A 25,090-nucleotide genomic window follows, 5' to 3' on the forward strand; every position below is an offset into this window, starting at 1 on the left:
CAGCGGCGTGCCAATGCGCGCCGCTTTTATTTTCGCCCACGGCGGTACGGCGTTGTTTTCGCAAACGCCCCCCCTCTTTTTTTCAGGAAAGACCATGACTCTGACAGGCAACATGCTGATCGGCCAGCAGGCCATCACCGGCAACCGCGAAGCGATTCGCGGCATTGATCCGGCCACCAATCTTGCGCTTGAACCGGCTTATCACGGTGGCAGCCGCGAACACGTTGAACAGGCCTGCGCCCTGGCGTGGGGTGCCTTGGACAGCTATCGCGCGACATCCCTGGAGGCCCGCGCCGAATTCCTCGAAACCATCGCCAGCGAGATCGAAGCCCTCGGCGATGAGTTGATCGACCGTGCCGTGGCCGAGACCGGCCTGCCACGCCCGCGTATCCAGGGTGAACGGGGCCGCACTTGTCAGCAGTTGCGTACCTTTGCCCGCACCGTGCGTGCAGGTGAGTGGCTGGATGTACGGGTCGACTCCGCGCTGCCGGAACGTCAGCTCCTGCCCCGTCCGGACCTGCGTCAGCGTCAGGTGCCCCTAGGCCCGGTGGCGGTGTTCGGCGCGAGCAATTTCCCCCTGGCCTTCTCCGTCGCCGGCGGTGACACCGCGTCGGCACTGGCCGCCGGTTGCCCGGTGATCGTCAAGGCCCATGGCGCGCACCCCGGCACCAGTGAACTGGTGGGCCGAGCGCTGGCCCGAGCGGTCAAACTTTGCGGACTGCATGAAGGCGTGTTTTCGCTGTTGTTCGGTTCCGGCCGCGAAGTGGGTATCGCCCTGGTCACCGACCCGCGCATCAAGGCTGTGGGTTTCACCGGCTCGCGCAGCGGCGGCATCGCCTTGTGCAACGCGGCCCAGGCACGTCCCGAGCCGATCCCGGTGTATGCAGAAATGAGCTCGATCAACCCGGTGTTGCTGTTCCCGGCGGCGCTGGAGTCGCGAGCCGAAGCACTGGCGCAAGGCTTCGTCGCCTCCCTCACCCAAGGCGCCGGCCAGTTCTGCACCAACCCAGGCCTGGTGATTGCCCGCCAAGGCCCAGACCTTGAGCGCTTCATCCAGTCGGCTGCGCAACTGCTGCAGCGCAGCCCGGCGCAGACCATGCTCACCCCCGGCATTTTCAATGCCTACGAGGCCGGCGTCGGCGCGCTATCCGAGCATGCCCACGCGCAATCGGTGGCCACCGGCCTGAAGGGCGAAACGCCTAACCAGTGCCAGGCTCAGCTGTTTGTCACCCAGGCCAGCGAGTTTCTCGCCGACCCGGCCTTGCAGGCAGAAATGTTCGGCGCCGCGTCGCTGGTCGTGCAATGTGCCAGCGACGAGCAAATTCGCCAGGTCATCGAACACCTGGAAGGCCAGTTGACCGCCACCCTGCACCTGGACGATGCCGACGTGGACAGCGCCCGGGCATTGCTGCCGACCCTGGAGCGCAAGGCCGGGCGCCTGCTGGTCAATGGCTGGCCGACCGGGGTCGAGGTGTGCGATGCCATGGTCCATGGCGGCCCGTTCCCGGCGACTTCCGATGCACGCACCACCTCGGTCGGCACCGCCGCCATCCTGCGGTTCCTGCGCCCGGTCTGCTACCAGGACTTCCCGGACGCCTTGTTGCCGGCCGCGCTCAAGCACGACAATCCGTTGCAGTTGCGTCGCCTGCTCGACGGCCAGAGAGAAGCCTAGGCCATGTCCAACCATTCCCCTTTGAACCATTCGCAAACAGCGGCAGACGTTGCCGTGATCGGCGCCGGGATCATCGGCGTCGCCTGCGCCCTGCGCCTGGCTCGCCAGGGCCGGCGGGTGGTGGTCATCGATCAACAGGAACCCGGCCGTGGCGCCTCGTTCGGCAATGCCGGGCACCTGGCCACCGAGCAGGTGTTCCCCATCGCCGACCTGTCCATCCTCAAACGCCTGCCCGCCATGCTCATGGACCCGATGGGCCCGCTGCGCCTGGACTGGAAATACATGCCCCGGGCCCTGCCCTGGTTCATGCGCCTGTTGCTCAACCTGCGCCCGGCGCCGTTCCAGCGCACCGTGGCCGGCATCCGCGCGCTCAATGAAAGCAGCCTGGGTGCCTGGCACCGGTTGCTGGAGGCCATCGACCGTCCTGAACTGATGAAAGAAGACGGCTCGCTGCTGGTGTTCGAGCGTCCCGACTCGCAGCAGTCGATCGAAGCGCTACAGTCGCGCATGCGCCAGCAGCAGGTTCCGGTGGATTTCTGGCAAGCCAGGGCCGTCCGCGATGCGGCGCCGCAACTCAGCGAGCAGATCCGCGGCGGCTTGTTCTTCCCCCGAACCGGGCATTTCCTCGATCCCTTCCGGGTGGTCGGCGAACTGGTCCACGCCGCCAAAAGCAGCGGCGTGCAGTTCCTCAAGCAGCGGGTCGAGGGCGGGCAGTTGAATGAACACGGCGTGTCGTTGATCACGGATCAGGGCCGCATCATCAGTCGACAAGTGCTGGTTGCCTGCGGCGCACATTCCGCGAAGCTCACCGCCGCGCTGACCGGCAAGAAAGTGCCGCTGGACACCGAGCGCGGCTATCACCTGATGCTGCCCCACGAACACGGGCGCTTGCCGTTTGCCGTCACCTCTCTGGAGCGCAAGTTCATCATGACGCCGATGACCGAGGGCCTGCGCCTGGCCGGCACCGTTGAATTCGCCGGCCTCGAATGTCCACCGACCATGGAGCGCGCCTGGCAGTTGCATCGCCTGAGCAAAGGCCTGTTCAAACGCGACCTGAGTGCCGAAGCGGCCACGCCGTGGATGGGTTTCCGCCCCTCCCTGCCCGACTCCCTGCCAATCATCGACCGGGTATGCGACGGCAAGGTCCTGCTCGCCTTCGGCCATCAGCATCTGGGGTTGACCCAGGCGGCGGTCACGGCGGAAATGATTGCGCAAATGGCATCGCCCTTGATCGGCACCCAGCCTCACAGCCTGCCGGCGACTGCGCCGTACAGGCTGGATCGTTTCTGAGGACAACGACAGCAGGCCCTCCAGATCAGGGATCAGGAAATGCCGAGCCCTGATCAGAAGGTCTTGCTGGCGCTGACCACCACGGTGGCGGTGCACACGTCGCCATAGCCGTAGTAGCTCGTGCATTCGTGCTCGGAAAGGTCGGTGTCGATGTACGCCACCGCCCAGTCAACGCCTACGGCGCTGTGCGTCAGCCGCGCTTCCCATTCGTGATAGTCGCCGCGCACATGGCCGCTGCCGGACACGAACACGTCATCCTTGAAATCGAATCGGCCATAGCGCACCTCAAGCCCCGTGTCCGCCGGTAGCGCGTAGCTGTAGCCCAGGTAGGTATAGAGCGTGTCCTGGTCCTTGCCCACGTATGTCTGCAAATCGTTGGAGTAGTAACTGGCGAACTTGAAGCCATAGGCTTTGACAATGGCGTAGACCTCGCTCTGATTGAAGTCCGATTGCCTGGCGTAGGTGTACTTGAGGTAACCCAGATCGAGGCTGACGTCATCGGTGATCTGCTTGTAAAAGCCCGCGTAAAAATCCTGCTCCAACCGGGTTTTATAGTTCAGGCCGAAATCGACATTGGAGGTCCAGACCCCGGCGTAGGCACCACTGCTGTGCAGCAGCGTGGCGTCCAGTTGCGCGGCGGGGTCGCCCAGGGTCAATGACAAACCACGGCTGCGATAGTCGCTGACCACCGCCGGTTTGAGCATCAGTTGAAAGTCATCGTTCAGCGTGATGGCGTGGGCGGCCAGCGGCAAAAAAGTGCAGGCGACAAACAGGGTCAATGCAGGGCGATGCATGTTTCAGGTCCTTTCTTATTATTGAGCGGGCAAGGCTTCGCCCTCCCCTTGCCGGTGAGGCAAAGGGTGGGCGAACAGGGGGGAGTTACGGGCGGCTGTAGACTTCGCGGCCGGCGAAATAAGTCTTGAGCACTTGGGTGTCGGCCAGTTGCGCTTCAGGCGCACTGAACACATCGCGATCGACAACGATCATGTCGGCCTGCTTGCCAGGGGTCAGCGAGCCGATCTGATGTTCCAGGCCAATGGTTTTCGCGGCGTTGCGGGTGTAGGCGTAGAACATGGTTTCGCGGTCGATGGCTTCGGCCTGGTTCAGCACACCCTTGGGGCCCTTGCGGCTGATGGCTTGGCCGATCGCTTTCCACGGATCCGGTGTCGACACCGGCCAGTCGCTGGCCCCGGAGATAGTCGCGCCGTTCTTGAGCAGCGAACGCGCCGGGTACATGAACTGAAATTGCATGGCATTGATGTAAGGCTGCAGCAAATCGATGCTCAGTTCGTCTGCCGAAGCCCAGTAAAGTTGCATGGAGGCAATGACATTGAGCGGCTTGAAGCGGGTGAATTCCTTCGGGTTGACCATCTGCAAGTGGGTGATGGAGTGGGCCACATTGTTGTGCCCGTCGCGGCGCGCCTGCTCGATGCCATTGAGGGATTCACGCACCGCACGATCACCGATGGCATGCACATGCACCAGCCAGCCGCGGGCATCGGCGGCCCCCACCAGCTCACCGAAGTGCGCCGGGTCGATCAGCAGTTCGCCGCCCTTGAGCGAGTTCTTGTAGGGCGACAGCAACGACGCGGTTTGCGCCGGAAACTCGGCGACGCCGTCGGCAAACACCTTGATGCCCGGCAGGCTGAGATTGTCGACGTCGGCGAATTGCTGACGGACCTGCTCCATGACCTCAAGGTCGGCGGGTTTGCTCTTGGGGTTGACGACCATCAAGGCCGCCACGTGCATGCGCAGTTCACCCTTGTCCGCCAATGCCTTGTAGGCCGGCAGCACCCCGACGTTTTTCACCGTGGGCTTGAAGTCGAACAACGCATCCCCGGGCACCGCGTTGGCCGCCGGGTCCATCAGCGCCGTCACGCCCAGGCTGTGATAAAGGTCGCGGGCCGCTTCGGCGGCGCCGATCAATTGCTCAAGGCTGGCCGGCGGCAGCTGCGACATCACCGCCGACAGACCGGCATCGGCGACGAAACCGTTGGGGGTGTTGTCGTCATGGTGGCCGATGGTCGCCACCGCTTCGCCGGTGAGTGCCTTGACCCGCTCGGCATCGATACCGGCGTGTTTGAGCAGGGTCTTGTTGGCCCAACCGGTGTGGTAATCCCACCCGACGAACAGGATCGGCGTGTCCGCCCACTCACCCTGGTTGAAGCGCTTTTCAAACTCCGCGACCTGACTCCAGTAGGTCGAGGGCGTGCCACCGACGACCAGGATATCGCCATGCCGTGCCTTGCCGTTGTCACGCCACTCGCGCAAGCGCTGCTCCAGTTCGTCGAACGGCAGCATTTGCGTCTCAAGGTCGGCGGACTTGAGCTTCACCCCGCCAAACACAGCATGGCTGTGGGTGTCGATGAAACCGGGCAGCAACACCTTGCCCTGCAAGTCGATGACCTGCGTGCCAGGGTCCTTGAGGGCCAGCACCTCGGCGTCGCTGCCGACCTTGACGACTTTCCCGTCCTCCACGGCCACGGCCTGTTGCAGGGCCTTGCCCTGCTCGGCCGTAAAGACTTTGCCGTTATGCAAAATCAGATCGGCGGCCGCCATGCTTTCCATAGAGGAAAGACCAATAGCCATGGCCAATGCCGACTGGAATATTCGCTTCATCGTCCCGCACCTTTTTCTTGTAAGAATGCCGAGAGACTAGCGAACCGGGCAGCGGTAAAGAATACTCGGCCCAGGCAACACATACTTTCCAAACAGGAAACACTGAATGGACCAACTCAGCGCCATCGCGATGTTTGTCGAAACCGCCGACCAGGGCAGTTTCACCCGCGCCGCCTCGCAATTGGGCAAGACCACGTCGGCCCTGACCCGGGCCATCACCCATCTGGAAGAAGAGTTGGGCACGCGCCTGTTCGAGCGCTCCACGCGGCGCATCGCGCTGACCGAGGCCGGGGAAATTTTCCTCGCCAGTTCACGGCAAGTGCTCACGCAACTGGAGCAGGCCCGGGAAGACATCGGTCAACTGCAGCGTGAAATGTACGGCCTGTTGCGCGTGACCGCCCCACCCTCGTTCGCGTCGGCCTTTCTCAATGCCGTGTGCTGTCGCTTTCTCGAGCGCTACCCGCAGATGCGCCTGGACGTGGTGCTGAGCGATGAGTTCGTCGACCTGGTCGAAGGCCGGTTCGACCTGGCCGTGCGCGACGGGCCGGTGGAGCTGCCGGATCTGATCACGCGCCCGCTGACCGCCAACCGCATCCTCTTGTGTGCCAGCCCGCGCTACCTGCAACGCAACCCGCTGGAGGTGCAACCGCACACGTTCAATCAACACGATTGGCTGTTGTTTCGCCATCCCGCCCTGAACCCGCATTACTGGTGGCTCGAACACGAGGGCCAACGCAAACGAATCGCCCAGCCAATACCGCGGTTGAGCAGCGACAACTATGACTTCCTCTTCGGTGCCCTGCTGGCCGGCCGGGGTTTGCAGTTCTGCCCGCAGTGGAGCGCCGCACCGTACATCCGGCGCGGTGAACTGGTGCAACTGCTGCCGGACGCCGACCTCGACCCCGAGCAGTTCGGCCGGAAAATCCACGTGATTTACCCGGCGCACCGCCGCCACACCCGCAAGCATCAGGCTTTCATCGAGTGCCTGAACGAGTACCTGGACGAACAGGCGTTGCATTGAGGCAGGCATCCGCTGCCCTTGAAATCACACCCGGTCAGTCGAGCCGCGCCCGGGTCATTGCATGGGCGAGAACTTCGCGGGCAGGTAGATGGTCGAGCGCATGTCGCGCAGTTGCGGGCCGGAGTTTTCCGGCGGCCAGACGCCGTCGGCGACCGCTTGGGTGCGCACTTGCAGGCGCTGCTCCAGGGTGGTCCAGGGCCAGATGTGCAGATAGCGCGGCAGCGCGCCGTCGGTGGCGTAGAACGCTGCGTACACCGGCGAATACTGTTCGGCGGTTCGCGCTTCGATGGCTTTGCTCCAGCCGTCGAGGGTGGGCTGCAACCCGCTGCTGACCAGGTCGTAGACGCGCAGTTCGTAGAATGGACCGTGCTGGCCCGCACTCAAGGGTTCGAGGAAGGGAAACAGCGTGTAGTTTTCGATGCGCAGATCGGTGATGAACTCGTTGATGCCAAACGCCCCGCCCCCCAGCAGGAAACGCTCGCGCTCCGCTTGCCTCAGGTGTTCGTCGGCGTAGCCGCGCAGCACGGCAATCTGGTTCAACTGACCGATTTCCGAGGCCCAGCAGCCCATTAACACCCCGCCGACTTCCGGCTTCGCCAACTCAGCCTCGATGCGTACCAGCGCATCGGCCACTGTGCGCACGCGCACGGTAAAAGTGATCAGTTCAAACAAACGCATAGCGACTCCGGCGAACGGCTTTCAAAGCCCACAGCCTATGACACCCCCCGTGTGCAGAGTATTGAGGCAATCACCATCGCTGACGTTAATTGCCGCAGGAAGCTAGGTAGTTTCTTTATTGGGATTGAAAGCGAAGCATCAGCCACTGGCCGTTATCGGCCCAGCCGATTCAAACCTGCGAATTATCGATTTGTGCAGCAGTCCGTGGACCGCGAGCATGGCGTCACTTCCAACAACAAAAACCAAGGACCCGCCATGACCGCCCGATTTCACAATCCAGTGGATACCCGTTTCGGCTGGGGCAGCCTGCAAGAGCTTGCCGCCATCACCGAACACCAGAACGTTGCCGTCGTGACCTTTCCCGAAGCCCGTGGCCTGGGGCTGGTGGATCGCCTTCAAGCGTTGCTGGGCGAACGCTTGGTCTACGTGATCGAAGATGTCCAGCCCAATCCCGATGTCGCGCAACTTCGCGCAACCTATGAACGCTTCTGGCAAGAGGCCGGTGATTGCCATGCGGTGATTGCCGTCGGTGGCGGCAGTGCCATCGACACCGCCAAGGCACTGATTGTCGGCACCGAGTCAGGCCGCTTCGATGAGTTGCTGGCATTGCTGGCAAGCGGTAAACCCTTCGTTCCGGTTCGCAGTAAACAACTGATCGCGGCCCCGACCACGGCAGGCACCGGCAGTGAAGTCACGCCCTGGGCAACGATCTGGGACGCTGCCAATCACAAAAAGTACTCGCTGCACCTGGACTGCACCTGGCCAAGTGTCGCGATCATCGATCCGCAACTGATGCTCACGGTGCCAGCCAGCGTCACCGTTTCCACCGGGCTGGATGCACTGTCCCACGCACTGGAGTCGATCTGGAACATCAACGCCAACCCGCTTTCCGACACGTTTGCCATCTCTGCCATCGAGGACATCCTCGAATGCCTGCCCTTGCTGCGGCGGGACCTGTCCAACCAGGAACTGCGTTCCCGGATGGCCCTCGCCGCACTCAAGGCCGGCATGGCGTTCTCCAACACCAAGACCGCACTGGCCCACTCCATCTCCTATGAGATGACCTTGCACTACGGCTTGCCCCACGGCATTGCCTGTTCCTTCACCCTGCCACTGGTGTTGGGCCTTGCCTGGGGCCACGACGCAACGCGCGACAAGACCCTGCAACGGGTTTTCGGGCCAGACCTGGATAAAGCCCAGGCCCGATTGCGCGCCTTCCTGCACAGCCTGGAGGTGAAAACCGAGTTCGCCGACTACGGCGTGACGGCCGAAGAGGCCCAAACCATGATCGATTTCGCCCTGCAGGGCGCACGCGGCAAGAACTTCATCGGCTCACGAGCGGCCTAGGGCTCGCCAGCCCCCCAAAGACACTACACTGCCAGCGGCGTAACGAGCCGCGACGATTTCCTGCTGCACCTGAAAAAGAGTGCACCCTGCGATGCAACTCGCAGGGAACGAACAAGAATAAGGAAAAGATCATGAATCGTGCCCAAACCATGCCAGGTCTCGCCGTACACACCGCATCGTTTCGCGTCGCCCAGTGGCGCATGCTGCTGGCAGCCATGTTTTGCTATCTGTTTTTCTATACCGGGCGACAAACGTTCGGTTTTGCCATTCCCGGTATCCAGGCCGAGTTCGGCTTTACCAAAGAGCACCTTGGCTGGGCATCGGCCGCCATGCTCTGGGCCTACGCCATTGGCCAGGCCATCAACGGCAACCTCGCCGACAAATTCGGTGGCCGACGCATCATGACCATGGGCGCCGTGCTGTCCTGCGGCGCCAACTGGGTGACCAGTTTCGCCAGCGGTTTCGCCGGGCTGATCCTGCCCTGGGGCATCAATGGCTACTTCCAGGCATTGGGCTGGGCACCGGGCAGTCGGCTGATCTCCAACTGGTGGAGCGCGGGCGAACGCGGCAAGGTCTACGGCTTCTATGTGTTCGCGGCCGGCTGCGCGTCGGTGCTTTCCTACGTGACCTCCATCGTCGTGCTGGAAGTGATGCATCTGGAGTGGCGCTGGATCTTCCGCCTGCCGGTATTGCTCATGCTGGCAGGCGGCATCATCTTCTATCTGGTGGCCCGCGAGCGTCCGCAAGACCTGGGTTTCGAACCGCCGGCTGACACGGGCGTGGCCAACTCCGAGGACAAAAGCCATGAAGTGGCCCATGGCGAAGTCGAAACCTCCGCGCAGCGTTACAAGGCTGTTCTGAAAAACTTTCGCCTGATCATCGCCGCCGTGTCCCTCGGGTTTCAGAACGCTGCCCGCTACGGTTTGATCGTCTGGGTGCCGGTGCACTTCCTGGGTGCCAACTGGAAGACCGGCGACAGCATGATCGATCCGAAGTGGATCACCGTGGCCCTTCCGGTCGGCATGGCCATCGGCGCACTGAGCAACGGCTGGATCTCGGACAAACTGTTCGGCTCCAAACGCTACCTGGCGATCATGCTCTACATGTTCCTCGGCGCGGCGACCAGTCTGTGGATGTGGACCCTTGCCCCCCACAGCGCAACCGGCCTTGTAGCCTTGTTCCTCTGCGGTTTCTTCGTGTACGGCCCCGCTTCCAGCTTCTGGGCGCTGTGCCCGGACCTGGTGGGCGCCAAGCGCGCCGGCACCGCGACCGGGGTGATGAACTTCTCGTCCTACCTGTTCGCCGGCCTGGCGGAACCGCTGATCGGCAGTATGCTCGACAGTACCGGCAACACCTCGCTGATCTTCATCGTGGTCACCGCTGCCTGTCTCTGCAGCGCGTCGGTGGCGCTGTTCATCAGGCGTTGATTGCCCGGCTGGACAGATTGAATCAATGGCAGCGGCTCAGGAACAGGATCGTCTATGTACCAGTACCACAAGTGGCTACGTTCATTTCATGCGGTGGCCAAGACCGGCAGCTTCACCCTCGCCGCCGAGTATTTGAGCGTCGGCCAGCCCACGGTCAGTGAGCAGGTCAATGCCCTGGAGAAGAAGTTTTCCGTGGAACTGTTCCATCGCCGCGGCCGCTTTATCGAAATGAGTGCCGCCGGGCACCAGCTCTATGCGATTACCCAGGGCCTGTTCGGCCAGGAGGATGAAGCCGTGCAATTGCTGCAAAGTTTCAAGCAACGCAAGTCCGGTATGTTGCGCCTGGGCGCGGTGTCCCCACCCATTGCGATGAACCTGACCTACGAACTGATGCAGCGGCACCCGGACATCGAACTGGAAACCTCGTTTTCTGCGGAAAAGGAGACCCTGGATCGCCTGTTCAACTTCGATATCGATGTGGCGATCCTGGCCCTGTCCGAATTCGACCAGCGTTTTGACACGCAGCTTTACCGACGCTACCCAATCATTGCCGTGGTGCGTGACGACCATCCCTGGGCCCGACAGAAAGAAGTACATGTCGAGCAGATCAGCGAAGAGAAATGGGTGCTGCGGGAAAAAAGCTCCCGCACTCGTCAACTGGTGGAGGAAAGCTGCAAACACCTGGGCGTCGCGCTGAACTGCGTCATGCAGTTGAACAGCCGCGAGGCCATCGTGCATGCCATCGCCAAGGGCATCGGCATCGGTTTCGTCTCGGCGGTCGAGTACGCCGAAACCCCGGGCACCAAACCGATCACCTTCGTCAATCACCCGTTTTCCATCGACTACCACCTGTGCTGCCTGGGCATTCGCCGAAACCGGCCAATGATCGCGGAGCTGTTCGACTCGAGTCCGACACCGGCCACCTGATTTCGCCTCACCCTTGAGCAATCCATAGGCCTACTTCCTGGCGACAGGAGGGACGGCCTGCCCACAACAAAAAATGGAGAAATACCATGAACTACCAACAACCGACCCAACTGCAAGCCGTGGTCCTGGATTGGGCCGGCACCGTCGTCGATTTCGGCTCCTTCGCCCCCACGCAGATTTTCGTCGAAGCCTTTGCCGAATTCGGCGTCGCCGTTTCGCTGGAAGAAGCGCGGGGCCCGATGGGCATGGGCAAGTGGGATCACATCCGCACCCTGTGCAATCAACCGCAGATCGCCGAACGCTACCGTGCAGTGTTTGACCGCCTGCCGACCGATGACGATGTCACCGCACTGTACGAACGGTTCATGCCACTGCAGATCGAGAAAATCGCCCTGCACTCGGCCCTGATTCCCGGCGCGCTGAACACCATCAATGCCTTGCGCGACAAGGGCCTGAAAATCGGTTCTTGCTCCGGTTACCCGGCCGTGGTCATGGAAAAAGTGGTCGAGCTGGCGCGGCACAATGGCTACGTGGCGGACCATGTGGTGGCCACCGACGAGGTGCCAAACGGCCGCCCCTACCCGGCCCAGGCCTTGGCCAACGTGATTGCCCTGGGGATCAGCGACGTCGCCGCCTGCGTCAAGGTCGACGACACCTGGCCCGGCATTCTCGAAGGCCGGGCCGCCGGGATGTGGACGGTGGCGCTGACCTGTTCCGGCAATGCCCTGGGCTTGACCTACGAGCAATACAAGGCCCTGCCCTCCGACAGGCTGGACAGCGAGCGGGCCCGCATCGTCAGGATGTTCGAGGGCTCGCGCCCGCACTACCTGATCGACACCATCGTCGATCTGCCGGCGGTCATCGAAGACATCAATGCCCGGTTGGCGCGAGGTGAAACGCCGCAAGGATCCTGACCTGATTCAGGCGTGAAGCGGCCGTCCCACGGGCGGCCGCCTCACTTGAAAAAATCACTCGGCGTCTTGCCAAATTGCTTCTTGAACATGGTCGTGAACGCGCTCGGGCTGTCGTATCCCAGCTCCCCGGCGATGTCGATGATCTTCTCCCCGACGGCTATGCGTTCCAGCGCCAGCAGCAGTCGCGCTTGCTGGCGCCATTGGCCGAAGGTCATGCCGGTTTCCTTGCGAAACCTTCGCTGGATGGTTTTGGCGTCGAGGCTCAACCGGGCGCTCCAGTCCGACAACGTCGCCCCATCCCCGGGATCACGATGCAACGCGCTACAGATCAGGTTGATACGTGGATCGCTGGGCTGCGGCAGGTTCAATGGCAAGGTCGGCAGGATCGTCAGTTCATCCAGGATCAGCCGCAGCACCCGGGCTTCCCGCGAGTCCGGCTCGCAGGCAAAGTCGAAATCGACGGAAACCTTGATCAGTTCACTCAACAATGCGGACACACTCACCGCCCGGGTTTCGGCGGGCAGATCCGGGCTCGCGTCAGGGTGCACAAAAACGCTGCGCATCTTGATCGGCCCCACGCAGCGAATCGAGTGCACTTCTCCACTCGGCATCCAGATGCCACGGCTCGGCGGCACCGTCCATTGGCTGATGGCGGTGTGCACCACCATCACGCCTTCGATGGCATAGATCAGTTGATGCTTTTCATGGGAGTGCGGCGGGATGAACCAGTTTTCCGGGTAGTCGGTCGCACTGCTGCGAACGCTCCAGCCGCCCTGGTCGATCTCCGCAAGAAATGTCTGCAATGGTTTGATCATGACGCCCTTTTTGCGATGGTCCATGCCCGGGTTGCGCGAGACGGGCGTCTTCAGGGCCCATAGGATAACGCCGAACCCTGAAATGGGCTGCGCCTTGCGTTCGCAGTTCGCGTTTTTTATCCGGAAACTCGCCTATGTCGACCACCACCCTCAGTTCACCGTCACCCACCGCTTCGGTGGCCAGCCAGGCCAGCCCATTGGTCATGCGCGTCATCGGCGCCTGCGCGCTGGCGCACCTGATCAACGACCTGATCCAGGCCGTGCTACCGTCGATCTACCCGATGCTCAAGGCCAGTTATGGCCTGAGCTTCACCCAGGTCGGCCTGATCACCCTGACCTTCCAGCTCACCGCTTCACTGCTGCAACCGTGGATCGGTTTCTACACCGACCGTCATCCCAAGCCGTGGCTGTTGCCGGCCGGCATGGTCTGCACCCTGATCGGTATTCTGATGCTGTCGATGGTCGGCAGCTTCCCGGCGATTCTCGTGGCCTCGGCGCTGGTGGGGGTTGGCTCGTCGACCTTTCACCCTGAGACCTCGCGGGTGGCGCGGCTGGCCTCGGGGGGTCGCTATGGCCTGGCGCAGTCGACCTTTCAGGTTGGTGGCAACGCCGGTAGCGCCTTCGGCCCATTGCTGGCCGCCGCGATCATCATTCCCTATGGCCAGCGCAACGTCGCCTGGTTCGGCCTGTTCGCGGTGTTTGCCATCCTCGTGCAATACGGCCTGAGCCGCTGGTACCGCAATCACCTGAACCTGTTCAAGCTCAAGCAAGGCAGCAAGGCCACCCACGGTCTGTCGAAACGGCGGGTGACATTCGCCCTGGTGGTGCTGGCGTTGCTGGTGTTCTCCAAATACTTCTACATGGCCAGCTTCACCAGTTACTTCACCTTCTACCTGATCGAGAAATTCGACCTGTCGGTGGCCAGTTCGCAGCTGTACCTGTTCCTGTTCCTCGGTGCCGTCGCGGCGGGCACCTTCTTTGGTGGCCCCATCGGCGACCGGATCGGCCGCAAGCAAGTGATCTGGTTTTCCATCCTCGGCGCCGCGCCGTTCACCCTCGCCCTGCCCTACGTCGACCTGTTCTGGACGGGCGTGCTGAGCATGATCATCGGCTTCATCCTCGCCTCGGCGTTCTCGGCGATCGTGGTCTTCGCCCAGGAACTGGTGCCCGGCAACGTCGGCATGATCGCCGGGGTGTTCTTCGGCCTGATGTTCGGATTCGGCGGCATTGGCGCCGCGTTGCTCGGGCACCTGGCGGATATTCATGGCATCGAGTACGTCTACACGCTGTGTTCGTACCTGCCGTTGCTGGGGATTTTGACGATACTGTTGCCTTCGACCCGGAGTGCTCGCTGAAGGATTCAGCCGATCATTTTTGCTACCCGCCCTGTAGCACTCGGTAACACCCGGCCCTGTTGCGGTGCGTCTTTTCCACGGCGCACCGCCACCGGCCCCGCTCCACACGGACTAAAGCGCCATGGCGTACTTTGTGCATCCACAGGCCATCCTCTTCTGCCTGTAGCCGCCATGCGCCCCAAGGAACTGAAACTCTGGACCACCGGAGTCGCCCACCTGCTCGACCTGACTGCCGGGCATGCGCGGCTGTCGGGGTTGAGCCACTGGATCCGGCAAATCTGCCCGGTCGATCATTTCGTGTTGTTTGTCTACGAAGGCAATCACCGGCCACTGGCGTTGTTCGATACGTTCTCGGCGGACAAGCGTGCGGTGTATGTCGACGACTATCAGTGCGGGCCTTACCTGCTCGATCCGTTCTATCTGGCCTGCACACGCGGACAGGCACCGGGATTGTGGCGTTTGCGCCAGTTTGCCCCCGACCACTTCTACCTCGGCGAGTACTTCCTGACCTATTACCAGCAGACGGGTCTGGCCGAGGAAGTGGCGTTTTTCGTCGACCTCGGCGGTGGTGCCACGGCGGTGTTGTCGTTGATGCGATCCAGCGCCAGCTGTGCGTTCAGCCGGGACGAAATGCAGTTGGTCGAGTGTGCGCAAGCGGTGGTCGAGCAGGTCATCAGTGAAGCCTGGCGCTTGCGTCAGGCTCAGCAACCGCGCCCGGCGCAAGACCTGGACTTCAAGATCCGCGAAGCCTTCGACCACTTCGGCGCGCACATCCTCACCGGGCGCGAGCAGGAGATTGTCCAACTGTTGTTGCGCGGCCACTCCAGCGCCTCGGTGGCCGAACAACTGAACATCAGCCCCGGCACGGTGAAGATTCACCGCAAGAACATCTACGCCAAGCTGGGCATTGGCAGCCAGTCGGAGTTGCTGGGGTTGTTTATTCGGGAGTTGACGGAGGATCCGTTGCAGGCTCCCGGCCTCAAGCTGCAAGCCTGAGGCCGGGCGGTTAACAGAAAACCCTGTGGGAGTGGGCTTGCCCGCGATGGCGGCCATACATTCAACATCCATGTGTCTGACACACCGCCATCGCGAGCAAGCTCGCTCCCACAGGTCTATCGGTGATCTGGAGATTGTGGTCAGGGCGGATCAAGCTGATCCAGCGCCCGGTTCACTGCCAACTCCCCCAGCATGATCACCTGCGCAATGCCCAACAGCGCGTTGCGGCTCGACCCTTCCAGATGATCCGCCAGATCGTTGGCCATGACATTGGCCGACGCCAGCGATTCGCACGCGTGCACCAACAAGGTTTCGGTATTGAGTTCGGGATTGACGATGAACATGGTGCTGGGTGTGCGCGGCGTCGCCATGATCTGGGGGCCGGGGTTGAGGTAATGATCGAGGGCGCGCTCGGCGGCTTCGTGGAGTTTTTTGGAGTCGAGGCTTTCGTATGGGGATGCTGGATCGGTGTCCGGCGGGTTGGGTGTGACCTTGAACATGGCAAGTCTCCGTCTACGAGTTGGAGCTGCTCCATTCGGTTCCAAGCGAAGGGGTGGCAGCTGTACGCAGGTTGGAACCCGGGGTAAACGGAACCCGGCAGACCCTAAGGTCTCCCGCGCACAGCCGCCATAACGGAGTGCACACTTGAAGGTGCGCAGCATATGTTAAGCGGCACGCCTTGTGCCGTTTATTCCTCGGGGTTCCAAGCCCGGTCGCTGAATTGGCAGCGACGCGGGAACGATAAAACCCAGCCCAAAGGCGCACAAGCCGGCGGATTCTGGCGTACCTGTAGGCAACGACGCAAGGTGTTGTAGCTTTCATGAAGTAACGTAGAGCGCACTTAAACAACAACGCTAAAACAACGGCAAACGCGCGAATTTTCGTGGTCTAGCAGCGTTTAAATCTGCCTGAAAACACGGGAAATATCCGACGTACTTTTAGGGTTTGTCGTCGGAAATGCGAAGGTTAACGTGGAGGCTGCTGACACGTATCAAACTGGCAACGGAGATCACACCAGTGCGGCTAAAACAGCAAAACAAAACCCTGCATGCAAAAGCTCTGAAACACGCCATCAACGTATTTGGCAATCAACAGTTGGCAAAGGCGTGGCTAAAAAAACCCTGCAAGCCACTGGAAAACCATGTCCCGCAGGAACTGCTCGGCGACTCGCAGGGATTCCAGAAGGTTGAGGATTATCTGACTCGAATTGAGCATGGGGTCTATCAATAACCCCACCCTCCTATCCCCCAAGGGATATATACACCGCAAAACCCCGATTGCTAGTTTGGCCCCCGACGCACTGATTCATCACTGCAAGGGAGCCCGCCTCGTGAACAACACCCCGCCAAGCGATATCGAATTCTGCAATGTGGTCAAACGCTATGGCGAGGTGCAGGCCGTCAGCGGTCTGGATTTCGCGGTGCGGCGCGGCTCGTTTCATTCCTTTCTTGGCGGCTCTGGCTGCGGCAAGACCACCACCTTGCGCATGATCGCCGGCTTCGAGCAGCCCACCAGCGGCGAGGTCCGTCTGGCCGGTAAAAGCGTGGCCGGTGTGCCGGCCTTCGAGCGGCCGGTGAACATGGTGTTCCAGCATTACGCGCTGTTTCCGCACCTGACCGTGGCGCAGAACATTGCCTACGGACTGCGTTATCGCACGCCGCGCCCGGACAAAAAACAGCAAATGCGCATGGCCGATGAAGCGCTGGAGATGGTGCGTCTGAGCGGCTTCGGCCAGCGCAAGCCGAGTGAGTTGTCCGGCGGCCAGCAACAGCGTGTCGCCCTCGCCCGCGCCTTGGTCAACAAGCCGACGGTGTTGCTGCTTGACGAGCCGCTGGCCGCGCTGGACCGCAAGCTGCGCAAGGAGATGCAGTCGGAATTGCTGCGTCTGCAGCGCGAGGTCGGCATCACCTTCGTGCTGGTCACCCACGACCAGGAAGAAGCCTTGTCGATGAGCGACAGCATTAGCGTGATGCACAACGGTTCGATCATCCAGACCGCCACCCCGGAACAACTCTACGAAGCCCCGGCCAGCCGTTACGTGGCCGACTTTATCGGCGAGTCCAACCTGTTCGACGGCACCGTGCGCCAACTCAATGGCAACTCGGTGGTGCTGCGCACCGAGCAAGGGCTGGAGCTGACCAGCCCACTCACCCCCACCGGCAAGGGCCTGAGCGCCAACGCTGCCGGCTGCATAGCGGTGCGGCCGGAGCTGATCAGCATCGCCGGGGCCAACGCCGAGATGGCCCGGGAAGTGAAGCTGCAAGGCTACGTCGAGGACCGCATCTACCTGGGCAATTCCACCGAATACCGCGTGCGCACCCAGGCCTTCGGCGTGGTCTGCGTGCGGGTGCCGCGCCAGCAGGATCACGGCGCCAATGCATTCGAACACGGCGCGCCAGTTTGCGTCGGCTGGGATCACGCCAATGGTCTGGCCATGGCGTTGTAAATCATCGATTCGTTTCATCAACCGGATGTGGAGCGTGCTATGGACCAGAAGACTTTTATAAAAACCCTGCGCAGCTGGCAGAACGGCTCGATCAGTCGTCGCGATTTCCTTGGCCGCACCGGCCTGGGGATTGCCGCTGCCGTGGTCGCCACCAACATGCCCGGCCTGCTGACCTCCACCGCCGAGGCTGCCGAGCAAACCAAGCTGGGTGATCGCCTGTCGCTGGCGACCTGGCCGAACTACCACAGCCAGGAAAACCTCGACACCTTCGGCAAGACCACCGGCGCCCGGGTGTCGATGAGCGTGTTCGGCTCCAACGAAGAAATGCTCGCCAAATTGCAGGCCGGCGGCAGTGGCTGGGACGTGCTGGTGCCGACCAACTACACCATCAGCACCTACGTCGGCCTGGGGCTGATCGAGCCGCTGGACCTGTCGCGCATTCCCAACTTCGACGCCTCGGCGTTCCAGCAGAAGTTCATGGCCCAGGGCACGGTGGACGGCAAGGTCTACGCGGTGCCGAAAAACTGGGGCACCACCGGCATGCTCTACGACGCCGGCAAGCTGAAGAACGGCCCCGCCAGCTGGAAGGAATTCTGGGCCACCGCCCAGGGCCCGGCCAGCGGCCGCACGATGGTCCACGACTACCAGTTGACCGCCATCGGCAACGCGCTGAAAAGCTTCGGCTACAGCTTCAACTCCCTGGACCCGAAAGAACTGGCCGACGCGGAAAAACTGCTGATCGAGGTCAAGCCGCACCTGTTCGCGATCAACTCCGACATCCAGCCGTCGATGCGCAGCGGCGATGCCTGGCTGGCGATGTCCTGGACCGGCGACGCCTCGCAACTGCACCGCGACAACGCGCAAATGCAGTTCGAACTGGGCAAGGAAGGTGGTGAGCTGTGGAGCGACTTCTTCGCGATTCCCAAAAGCTCGGAGCACAAGGACGCCGCCTACGCCTTCATCAACTACCTGCTCGACCCACAGCACAACAAGCTCGAAGTGCTGAGCCACGGCTACCCGAGCGGCGACAAGCGTGTCGACGCGCTGCTGCCGGTGGCGATGCTCGACGATCCGATCATGTACCCGGCCGCCGAGGCCCTGAGCCCGCTGGAGTTCGGTGCCGCCGCGACGCTGACCAGCCCGGCGCGCGCCGAACTGATGGCGCGTTTCAAATCCGCCTGATCGCCTGACCATGGCCAATGAGGAGTCACCCATGAATGCCGCCGCCCACCCGCAAACGGTGCAGTCGGGCCATACCCTGTCGGCCGAGGTTCGCCAACGGCGCAGCCTCGGCCGGCGCATCACTCTGCTGATGCTCTTGCCTTCGACCCTGTGGTTCCTGCTGCTGTTGTTGATGCCGCTGGTGATCATCCTGGTCTTCAGTTTCGGCGAGCGCAGCGCCGTGGGCGGTTACGCCGGTGGCTTCACCCTGGCCAACTACCTGAACCTCGGCTCTCGCGGCGCGGCATTCAGCAACACGCTGATGCTCGCGCCGCTGGGCACCCTGGTGTGCCTGGTGGCGGCTTATCCGCTGGCGTACTTTCTGGCGGTCAAGGTCAGCAGGAACCGCTCGCTGCTGCTGACGCTGGTGATCGTGCCGTTCTGGACCAGCTTCCTGATCCGCACCTACGCGTGGATTTTCATCCTCAGCGGCAAGGGTATTCCGGCGCTGCTGGCCAGCCTGGGGCTTGAGGATGTGCGGCTGATCAACACGCCGTGGGCGGTGCTGATCGGCATCGTCTACGGCTACCTGCCGCTGATGGTGTTCCCGATCTACGTCAGCCTGGAAAAACTCGACAAGCGCCTGCTCGAAGCGTCCGCCGACCTCGGTGCCAGCGCCTTCGAAAGCTTTCGCCGGATCACCCTGCCGCTGTCCGCGCCGGGGATCATCACCGGGGTGATGCTGGTGTTCATCCTGTTGATGGGCGAGTTCCTGATCCCGGCCATTCTCGGTGGCGGCAAGGTGTTCTTTGTCGGTAACGCGCTGGTCGACCTGTTCCTGCAATCGCGCAACTGGCCGTTCGGCAGTGCGCTGGCCATGACGCTGGTGGCGATGATGCTGCTGATCATCGGCGTGTACTTGAAACTGGTGGCGCGCTACGGCGGCCGCCCTGCCGACGGAGGCCTGTGACATGTGGCTGCGCAGCTATTCAACCTCGCTGTACCTGTTTCTCTACGCGCCGATTGCCTTGATCGTGCTGTTCAGCTTCAACGCCGGGCGCAGTGGCCTGGCGTTCCAGTGCTGCTCGGTGCAATGGTTCGGCACCGCGTTCGGCAACCCGTTCATCATGGAAGCCCTGGGCAACAGCGCGCTGATCGCCTGCAGTTCGGCAGTGATTGCCACGCTGTTCGGCACCCTGGCGGTGTTCGGCTTGCAGCGCTGCGGCGCCAAAGTGCGCCTGCTGTTCGATGCCCTGACCTATTGCGCAATCATCGTGCCGGGCATCGTCATCGGCATCTCGACACTGATTGCCTTCATCAGCCTGTTCGACCTGATCAACCCGCTGCTGGCGAGCTGGCTGCCGACGGTGCCGAAGTTGAACATGGGGTTCTTCACCGTGATCGCCGCGCATTCGCTGTTCACCATGGCCCTGGTCATGGTGATCGTGCGCAGCCGCGTCGATTCCCTGGACAAGGCCTTGCTCGAAGCTTCTGCCGACCTGTACGCGCCACCTATGGACACTTTCTGGCGAGTGACGCTGCCGCAGATCAGCCCGGCGATCATGGCCGGGTTCCTGTTGGCCTTCACCTTCAGCTTCGACGACTTCATCATCGCGTTTTTCGTCGCCGGTTCCGAAACGACGTTGCCGATCTACATCTTTTCCTCCATCCGCCGCGGCGTGACGCCGGAGATCAACGCGATTTCCACGGTGATCATCTGCGTGTCGCTGGCCCTGCTGTTTACTTCCCGCCATCTGCAAAACCGCCGTACCGGCGTCAAGGAGTCGCACCATGCGTGATCAGCTCTACATCAACGGCGAATGGGTCAGCCCGGACCTGGGCGGCTATCTGGACGTTATCGATCCGGCCACCGAACAAGCCTTCCACCGCGTGGCAGCGGGTACTGAAGAAGACGTCGACCATGCCGTGCGCGCGGCCCGGAGTGCCTTCGACAATGGTTGGGGCCAGACCAGCGGTGCCGAGCGTGCGCAATGGCTGGAGGCGCTGGCCGATGAACTGGAAACCGGCCAGCAGGCACTGGCGGAACTGGAGGTGCGCGACAACGGCAAGCCGTTGCCCGAAGCGCAGTGGGACATTGGCGATGCGATCGGTTGCTTCCGTTACTACGCCGGGCTGGCCCGCGAACTGGATCAGCAACAGGACCAACCGCTGGCCTTGCCGGATGAGCGTTTCCGCTGCCGCATCCGCCACGAACCGATTGGCGTCGCCGGGCAGATCATCCCCTGGAACTACCCGCTGCTGATGGCCGCGTGGAAGGTCGCACCGGCCTTGGCCGCCGGGGCCACGGTGGTGCTGAAACCGTCCGAGCTGACGCCGCTGACCGCGCTGGAACTGGCAGCCGCCGCCGATCGTATCGGCTTGCCAGCCGGAGTGCTGAACGTGGTCACCGGCCTTGGCACCGACGCCGGCAGCCCGCTCACAGAACACCCGGGCGTGGACAAACTGGCCTTCACCGGCAGTGTACCCACCGGGGCGAAAATCATGTCGGCGGCGGCGCGGGACATCAAGAACATCAGCCTGGAACTGGGCGGCAAGTCTGCGCTCATCGTGTTCGACGACGCCGATGTCGACGCCGCCGTGGAGTGGATTCTGTTCGGGATTTTCTGGAACCAGGGTCAGGTGTGCAGCGCGACTTCACGCCTGCTGGTGCAGGAAACCATCGCTCCGCGCCTGATCGAACGACTGGTGGAAGAAACCCGCAAGATCAGCATCGGCCGCGGTATGCAGCCCGGCGTTCTGCTCGGGCCGCTGGTCAGCCAGGGCCAATACGACAAGGTGCTCGGTTTCATCGACCAGGGCCTGGCCAGCGGCGCCCGTTTGCTCACCGGCGGACGGCGACCGGCGCACTTGCGCGAAGGTTACTTCGTCGAGCCGGCGATTTTCGACGAGCCCGGTCATAGCAGCATTCTGTGGCGTGAAGAAGTGTTCGGCCCGGTGCTGTGCATCAAGCGCTTCAAGACCGAAGAGCAAGCAGTACAAATGGCCAACGCCAGCCGCTTCGGCCTGGCTGCCGCCGTGATGAGCGCTGACTTGCAACGCACCGCCCGGGTCGCCAACCAGCTGCGCGCCGGCATCGTCTGGGTCAACTGCTCGCAACCGACCTTCGTCGAAGCACCCTGGGGCGGGATGAAACACAGCGGCATTGGCCGGGAGCTGGGGCAATGGGGGTTGCACAATTATCTTGAGGTCAAGCAGGTGACCGAGTACGTCAGCGACCAGCCGTGGGGGTGGTATTTGAAGTAAACAGGTCAACCTCATCGCGAGCAGGCCGGCCGCCTCGCTTTTGCTTTTGCTTTTGCTTTTGCTTTTGCGGTGTACGCCCCCTCGTGAGGCCGAGCGCAGGTTCTGCGCAGTGGGTAACCCGGCATGGATGCCGGGTTAGCCGCCCCCGGCCATGGATGGCCGATGGCGGCGGGCCCACGGAGCAGGACCGGAGCGAGGGCATGCCGAGCCACAGCGAGGCACCGAATGTCAGGGGCAAGAGCCCTTGGTTACTTGGGGCTCTTCCAAGTAACCCGCCGTAAGGGCGGAACCAATAGTCGCCGTTACCTCAAAACCGGATATGTACGCCCTCAAAATACTCATCGCCTGACACAAAGCCATCGCGAGCAAGCTCGCTCCCACAGTGGATTTTCGGCGTACGACAGATTTGCGCTCCCACATTTGTATTGCGGCGTGGCGTAAAGCCGGCTTGTGGCAACGGGTCGACAACGGGTAATTTGGATGGCCTGCCCCTCAAGACACGCCGGAGTCGACCGATGCGCATCGCCTTGCTGTCCGACATGCACCTGTCCGTCAACTCGGTCCCCTTTCCCGCCGTGGATGCCGATATTGTTGTGCTCGCCGGGGACATCGCCCGGCCGGCCAAGGCCATCGAGTGGGCCAGGGCCTGCCCGGTTCCGCTGCTGTACGTGGCGGGCAATCACGAGTTCTATGGCAGTGACCTGGTCTCCACCTACGAACAGTTGAACAGCCTGGCGCAAGGCACCCGGATCCACATTCTGGAACGTTCGGAGTACATCCACGACGGCGTGCGTTTTCTCGGTTGCACCTTGTGGTCTGACTATCGCCTTCTCGACAGCCCTGAAGATCGGGCGCTGGGCATCGATCTGGCGACTCAGCTGATCCGTGACTTCAGCCACATCAAAATCGCCCCCGACTTTCCAGACCTATTCACGCCGGCCATTTCCCAGCTGGTGTTTCTGCAGACGGTCGCCTGGCTGGAAGACTGCTTCACCCGCGACAACAGCACGCCCACGGTGGTGGTTTCGCATTTCGCCCCGACCCGGTCGAGCATCAGCCCGACGTTTGCCGGTTCGCCGATCAACTCAAGTTTTGTCTCGGACCTCGAAGCGCGGATCAAAAAGTGGCAGCCGGCACTGTGGCTGCATGGCCACACCCATGGCAGCTTCGATTATCGGGTGGGCAATACCCGCGTGGTCTGCAACCCCCGGGGCTATGCCAGGAATGGCATCAATGAGAACCCTGATTTCGATGAGGCCTTCGTGATCTGTCTGGAGTTCTGAGGCAATCCTCAAATCGCCAGTTCCAGCGCATCGAACAGCTCGACATCCTCCGAAAGCCTCGGGCGCCCCTATCCCACGTCTGGCGCGAAACGTTGCGCGTACTCCCTGGGACTCACACCAAGGCGCCGGACGAAAACCTTCCTCAGTACATCGACGCTGTGATAACCGCATCGGCGTGCGACCTCCTCCATCGAGCGTCCGCCCAGTTCAAGCTCTCGGCACGCGGCTTCCAGCCGAACGTCTTCAACGTACTTGGCCGGGGTGGTCTGCAACTCGCGCTGAAAGATCCGTATCAAGGTTCGGACACTGGTAGCAAAGCGGTCCGCCAGGATTTCCACGGTCAGCTGCGAACTCAGGTGCTCACTGATCCAGTGACACAGCTCATCCAGATTTGAACCGGGGACCTGCTGCGATTGCAGGGCGATACTGAACTGCGCCTGCCCACCGGGGCGGCGCAGGAACAGCACCAGGTTTTTTGCGATGTCCAGCGCGACGTCATCCCCCAGGTCTTCGCTGACCAGCGCCAGCGCCAGGTCGATGCCCGCCGAGATGCCGGCCGAGGTATAGACGTTGCCGTCCTTGATCCAGATCGGATTCGGATCGACCTGCACCTTGGGATAACGCTCGGCCAGGTCACGTGCCATGCGCCAGTGAGTCGTCGCACGGCGCCCGTCCAGCAGCCCTGCATCCGCCAGGGCGAACGCGCCGACACAGATCGAGCACACCCGTCGCACGTTTTCGGACCTCGTGCGAATCCATTCGATAGCCGTCCCGTCCAGCTGATCGATTGCTTGCCAGCCTGTCGCCACGATCAGCGTGTCGATGGTCTTGTCGGCACGCCGCTCGTGCTCAAGGGTCGTGTGCGCCATAAGCCCGATGCCGGTGCTACTGGCCATTTGCGGGTCGACGCCTGCACAAACCAGTTCAAGCACGTAGGGCGCGAAGGCTCCGCCGTGCAGAGTGTTCGCCAGGGAAAACACCTCGGCCGGGCCGATCACGTCGAGCCCGTCCACGGGGGGCAAGCCCAATATCACGACGCGTTTTGGCGTGCGGCCAATCGATGGACGGCCGGATTTCGTCTTGCTGGTCACGGCTGACTCCTGCGCGTACAAAGCGCCATATTGGCACAAATCATCCGTAAATAGTCAATTGTGCCATCCGCCAAATCCCTAGAGTGAACGGCAAGTCCACTTCATCCCTCGGGAGGCAACATGAATACACCCATCAACATCGGCGGCTTCAGCGCTCCAGACTCCGAGCTAGCCCGCAAGGCCGCATCGCTCGTGGAACGCGTCCACTCCAAGGCGCTTTTGCATCATGTGCACCGGACATGGTGGTTTGCCGAATTCCTTGGCCAGCGTCGGGGCTTTCAGTACGACCGTGAAGCGGTCTACCTCGCCGCACTGCTGCACGATCTGGGGCTGACGCCCGAGTTTGCCGCCGACCAGCGCTTTGAAGTCGATGGCGCCGATGCCGCCCGTCATTTTCTCCTGGCCAACGGTTATGCGCAGGCGAAAGCCGAACAGGTCTGGGATGCGATTGCCCTGCACTCCAGCGCCGGCATCGCCGATCGCAAACAGCCGGAAATCGCCCTGATCTATCTGGGCGCCCATGTCGATGTCATGGGCCTGCATCTGGATGAAATCACCCCGTCTCTGGTCGACGACACGCTCGCGCTCTACCCCCGCATCGGCATGAAAGCAGCCTTTTCCCAGGCCATTGCCGAAGTGGCCCGGAACAAACCCCATACGGCCATTGGCACCGGGCTCGCCGATGTCGGACGCCGCCATGTCCATGGCTTCGATTGCCCGAATATCTGCGACCTGATCGACAACGCCCCCTTCGACAGCTGATCCACTTCCCGTTCATTACAGT

Annotated in this window: 23 protein-coding genes; 17 read left to right on the top strand and 6 right to left on the bottom strand. The window is 62.1% G+C overall.

The genetic code is table 11. The features are described 5' to 3' along the window. The first annotated feature begins 94 nt into the window (after positions 1-94). Both AC1D1M_RS03885 and AC1D1M_RS03890 read left to right on the top strand, forming a co-directional pair. Positions 95-1,672, top strand: coding sequence for an aldehyde dehydrogenase (NADP(+)) (locus tag AC1D1M_RS03885; RefSeq protein WP_477774600.1), 1,578 nt, complete (start codon positions 95-97; stop codon positions 1,670-1,672). A gap of 3 nt (positions 1,673-1,675) precedes the next feature. Beyond that, positions 1,676-2,962, top strand: coding sequence for an NAD(P)/FAD-dependent oxidoreductase (locus AC1D1M_RS03890; protein ID WP_477774601.1), 1,287 nt, complete (start codon positions 1,676-1,678; stop codon positions 2,960-2,962). A gap of 53 nt (positions 2,963-3,015) precedes the next feature. Here the strand turns inward: AC1D1M_RS03890 and AC1D1M_RS03895 are convergent, their stop codons facing one another. Beyond that, positions 3,016-3,756 (bottom strand): TorF family putative porin, encoded by a 741-nt coding sequence (locus AC1D1M_RS03895; protein ID WP_477774602.1) that lies wholly within the window; start codon positions 3,754-3,756, stop codon positions 3,016-3,018. Between the two features lie 85 nt (positions 3,757-3,841). Further along, positions 3,842-5,581 carry an amidohydrolase gene (locus AC1D1M_RS03900; protein ID WP_477774603.1) on the bottom strand — a complete coding sequence of 580 codons (1,740 nt, stop codon included), beginning with the start codon at positions 5,579-5,581 and terminating at the stop codon, positions 3,842-3,844. Between the two features lie 106 nt (positions 5,582-5,687). On the opposite strand from AC1D1M_RS03900, the gene AC1D1M_RS03905 reads away from it, so the two are divergent. Beyond that, on the top strand, positions 5,688-6,602 hold the full coding sequence (locus AC1D1M_RS03905) for a LysR family transcriptional regulator (RefSeq protein ID WP_477774604.1): 915 nt from the start codon (positions 5,688-5,690) through the stop codon (positions 6,600-6,602). A gap of 54 nt (positions 6,603-6,656) precedes the next feature. Here the strand turns inward: AC1D1M_RS03905 and AC1D1M_RS03910 are convergent, their stop codons facing one another. Continuing rightward, positions 6,657-7,280 (bottom strand): NIPSNAP family protein, encoded by a 624-nt coding sequence (locus tag AC1D1M_RS03910; protein ID WP_477774605.1) that lies wholly within the window; start codon positions 7,278-7,280, stop codon positions 6,657-6,659. 255 nt (positions 7,281-7,535) lie between these two features. Between AC1D1M_RS03910 and psrA the strand changes: the two genes are divergently transcribed. The 4 genes from psrA (at position 7,536) to phnX (ending at position 11,895) form a co-directional block, all read left to right on the top strand. After that, a complete protein-coding gene (psrA, locus tag AC1D1M_RS03915) occupies positions 7,536-8,627 on the top strand; it encodes an iron-containing alcohol dehydrogenase PsrA (RefSeq protein ID WP_477774606.1) in 1,092 nt (363 codons plus the stop codon). Between the two features lie 131 nt (positions 8,628-8,758). Beyond that, positions 8,759-10,054 (top strand): MFS transporter, encoded by a 1,296-nt coding sequence (locus AC1D1M_RS03920; RefSeq protein WP_477774607.1) that lies wholly within the window; start codon positions 8,759-8,761, stop codon positions 10,052-10,054. 54 nt (positions 10,055-10,108) lie between these two features. Continuing rightward, positions 10,109-10,981 (top strand): LysR substrate-binding domain-containing protein, encoded by an 873-nt coding sequence (locus AC1D1M_RS03925; RefSeq protein WP_477774608.1) that lies wholly within the window; start codon positions 10,109-10,111, stop codon positions 10,979-10,981. An 86-nt stretch (positions 10,982-11,067) separates the two neighbouring features. Further along, positions 11,068-11,895, top strand: coding sequence for a phosphonoacetaldehyde hydrolase (gene phnX, locus AC1D1M_RS03930; RefSeq protein ID WP_223542617.1), 828 nt, complete (start codon positions 11,068-11,070; stop codon positions 11,893-11,895). Between the two features lie 41 nt (positions 11,896-11,936). Here phnX and AC1D1M_RS03935 read toward each other — a convergent pair whose 3' ends face one another. Beyond that, complete coding sequence (locus tag AC1D1M_RS03935; RefSeq protein WP_477774609.1) at positions 11,937-12,710, bottom strand: AraC family transcriptional regulator; 774 nt, start codon at positions 12,708-12,710, stop codon at positions 11,937-11,939. A 134-nt stretch (positions 12,711-12,844) separates the two neighbouring features. Here AC1D1M_RS03935 and AC1D1M_RS03940 point away from each other — a divergent pair, with 134 nt between their 5' ends. Beyond that, complete coding sequence (locus tag AC1D1M_RS03940; protein WP_477774610.1) at positions 12,845-14,065, top strand: MFS transporter; 1,221 nt, start codon at positions 12,845-12,847, stop codon at positions 14,063-14,065. Between the two features lie 171 nt (positions 14,066-14,236). Then, complete coding sequence (locus tag AC1D1M_RS03945; RefSeq protein ID WP_477774611.1) at positions 14,237-15,061, top strand: response regulator transcription factor; 825 nt, start codon at positions 14,237-14,239, stop codon at positions 15,059-15,061. A 140-nt stretch (positions 15,062-15,201) separates the two neighbouring features. Here the strand turns inward: AC1D1M_RS03945 and AC1D1M_RS03950 are convergent, their stop codons facing one another. Next, positions 15,202-15,561: a DUF6124 family protein gene (locus AC1D1M_RS03950; RefSeq protein WP_477774612.1), complete on the bottom strand. Its 360-nt coding sequence runs from the start codon at positions 15,559-15,561 to the stop codon at positions 15,202-15,204. Between the two features lie 517 nt (positions 15,562-16,078). Here AC1D1M_RS03950 and AC1D1M_RS03955 point away from each other — a divergent pair. The 7 genes from AC1D1M_RS03955 to AC1D1M_RS03985 all read left to right on the top strand — a co-directional run bounded on the left by AC1D1M_RS03955 (position 16,079) and on the right by AC1D1M_RS03985 (position 23,215). After that, positions 16,079-16,291 (top strand): antitoxin Xre/MbcA/ParS toxin-binding domain-containing protein, encoded by a 213-nt coding sequence (locus AC1D1M_RS03955; RefSeq protein ID WP_477774613.1) that lies wholly within the window; start codon positions 16,079-16,081, stop codon positions 16,289-16,291. 100 nt (positions 16,292-16,391) lie between these two features. Beyond that, positions 16,392-17,507: an ABC transporter ATP-binding protein gene (locus tag AC1D1M_RS03960; protein ID WP_477774614.1), complete on the top strand. Its 1,116-nt coding sequence runs from the start codon at positions 16,392-16,394 to the stop codon at positions 17,505-17,507. A gap of 39 nt (positions 17,508-17,546) precedes the next feature. Beyond that, a complete protein-coding gene (locus AC1D1M_RS03965; protein ID WP_477774615.1) occupies positions 17,547-18,689 on the top strand; it encodes an ABC transporter substrate-binding protein in 1,143 nt (380 codons plus the stop codon). 31 nt (positions 18,690-18,720) lie between these two features. After that, complete coding sequence (locus AC1D1M_RS03970; protein ID WP_477774616.1) at positions 18,721-19,638, top strand: ABC transporter permease; 918 nt, start codon at positions 18,721-18,723, stop codon at positions 19,636-19,638. A 1-nt stretch (position 19,639) separates the two neighbouring features. Then, positions 19,640-20,467, top strand: coding sequence for an ABC transporter permease (locus AC1D1M_RS03975; protein WP_477774617.1), 828 nt, complete (start codon positions 19,640-19,642; stop codon positions 20,465-20,467). Next, positions 20,460-21,932, top strand: coding sequence for an aldehyde dehydrogenase family protein (locus tag AC1D1M_RS03980; RefSeq protein WP_477774618.1), 1,473 nt, complete (start codon positions 20,460-20,462; stop codon positions 21,930-21,932). Before AC1D1M_RS03975 ends, AC1D1M_RS03980 begins: the two co-directional genes overlap by 8 nt. Before the next feature lie 515 nt (positions 21,933-22,447). Further along, positions 22,448-23,215: a metallophosphoesterase gene (locus AC1D1M_RS03985; protein ID WP_477774619.1), complete on the top strand. Its 768-nt coding sequence runs from the start codon at positions 22,448-22,450 to the stop codon at positions 23,213-23,215. 68 nt (positions 23,216-23,283) lie between these two features. Here AC1D1M_RS03985 and AC1D1M_RS03990 read toward each other — a convergent pair whose 3' ends face one another. Further along, complete coding sequence (locus AC1D1M_RS03990) at positions 23,284-24,306, bottom strand: GlxA family transcriptional regulator (protein ID WP_477774620.1); 1,023 nt, start codon at positions 24,304-24,306, stop codon at positions 23,284-23,286. A gap of 120 nt (positions 24,307-24,426) precedes the next feature. Between AC1D1M_RS03990 and AC1D1M_RS03995 the strand changes: the two genes are divergently transcribed. Next, positions 24,427-25,068, top strand: a complete 642-nt coding sequence (locus tag AC1D1M_RS03995) for an HD domain-containing protein (protein ID WP_477774621.1) — start codon at positions 24,427-24,429, stop codon at positions 25,066-25,068. Positions 25,069-25,090: the final 22 nt, after the last annotated feature.

The sequence above is a fragment of the Pseudomonas sp. P1_F7 genome, assembly GCF_056405655.1.

Bases quoted from the DNA above. Each gene is read 5' to 3' on its own strand.
- AC1D1M_RS03975 (WP_477774617.1), top strand. From the start codon at position 19,640: ATGTGGCTGCGCAGCTATTCAACCTCGCTGTACCTGTTTCTCTACGCG.
- AC1D1M_RS03985 (WP_477774619.1), top strand. From the start codon at position 22,448: ATGCGCATCGCCTTGCTGTCCGACATGCACCTGTCCGTCAACTCGGTC.
- AC1D1M_RS03980 (WP_477774618.1), top strand. From the start codon at position 20,460: ATGCGTGATCAGCTCTACATCAACGGCGAATGGGTCAGCCCGGACCTG.
- AC1D1M_RS03945 (WP_477774611.1), top strand. From the start codon at position 14,237: ATGCGCCCCAAGGAACTGAAACTCTGGACCACCGGAGTCGCCCACCTG.
- AC1D1M_RS03885 (WP_477774600.1), top strand. From the start codon at position 95: ATGACTCTGACAGGCAACATGCTGATCGGCCAGCAGGCCATCACCGGC.
- AC1D1M_RS03895 (WP_477774602.1), bottom strand. From the start codon at position 3,756: ATGCATCGCCCTGCATTGACCCTGTTTGTCGCCTGCACTTTTTTGCCG.
- AC1D1M_RS03965 (WP_477774615.1), top strand. From the start codon at position 17,547: ATGGACCAGAAGACTTTTATAAAAACCCTGCGCAGCTGGCAGAACGGC.
- AC1D1M_RS03920 (WP_477774607.1), top strand. From the start codon at position 8,759: ATGAATCGTGCCCAAACCATGCCAGGTCTCGCCGTACACACCGCATCG.
- phnX (WP_223542617.1), top strand. From the start codon at position 11,068: ATGAACTACCAACAACCGACCCAACTGCAAGCCGTGGTCCTGGATTGG.
- AC1D1M_RS03950 (WP_477774612.1), bottom strand. From the start codon at position 15,561: ATGTTCAAGGTCACACCCAACCCGCCGGACACCGATCCAGCATCCCCA.
- AC1D1M_RS03995 (WP_477774621.1), top strand. From the start codon at position 24,427: ATGAATACACCCATCAACATCGGCGGCTTCAGCGCTCCAGACTCCGAG.
- AC1D1M_RS03940 (WP_477774610.1), top strand. From the start codon at position 12,845: ATGTCGACCACCACCCTCAGTTCACCGTCACCCACCGCTTCGGTGGCC.
- AC1D1M_RS03890 (WP_477774601.1), top strand. From the start codon at position 1,676: ATGTCCAACCATTCCCCTTTGAACCATTCGCAAACAGCGGCAGACGTT.
- AC1D1M_RS03935 (WP_477774609.1), bottom strand. From the start codon at position 12,710: ATGATCAAACCATTGCAGACATTTCTTGCGGAGATCGACCAGGGCGGC.
- AC1D1M_RS03970 (WP_477774616.1), top strand. From the start codon at position 18,721: ATGAATGCCGCCGCCCACCCGCAAACGGTGCAGTCGGGCCATACCCTG.
- AC1D1M_RS03900 (WP_477774603.1), bottom strand. From the start codon at position 5,581: ATGAAGCGAATATTCCAGTCGGCATTGGCCATGGCTATTGGTCTTTCC.
- AC1D1M_RS03910 (WP_477774605.1), bottom strand. From the start codon at position 7,280: ATGCGTTTGTTTGAACTGATCACTTTTACCGTGCGCGTGCGCACAGTG.
- psrA (WP_477774606.1), top strand. From the start codon at position 7,536: ATGACCGCCCGATTTCACAATCCAGTGGATACCCGTTTCGGCTGGGGC.
- AC1D1M_RS03925 (WP_477774608.1), top strand. From the start codon at position 10,109: ATGTACCAGTACCACAAGTGGCTACGTTCATTTCATGCGGTGGCCAAG.
- AC1D1M_RS03905 (WP_477774604.1), top strand. From the start codon at position 5,688: ATGGACCAACTCAGCGCCATCGCGATGTTTGTCGAAACCGCCGACCAG.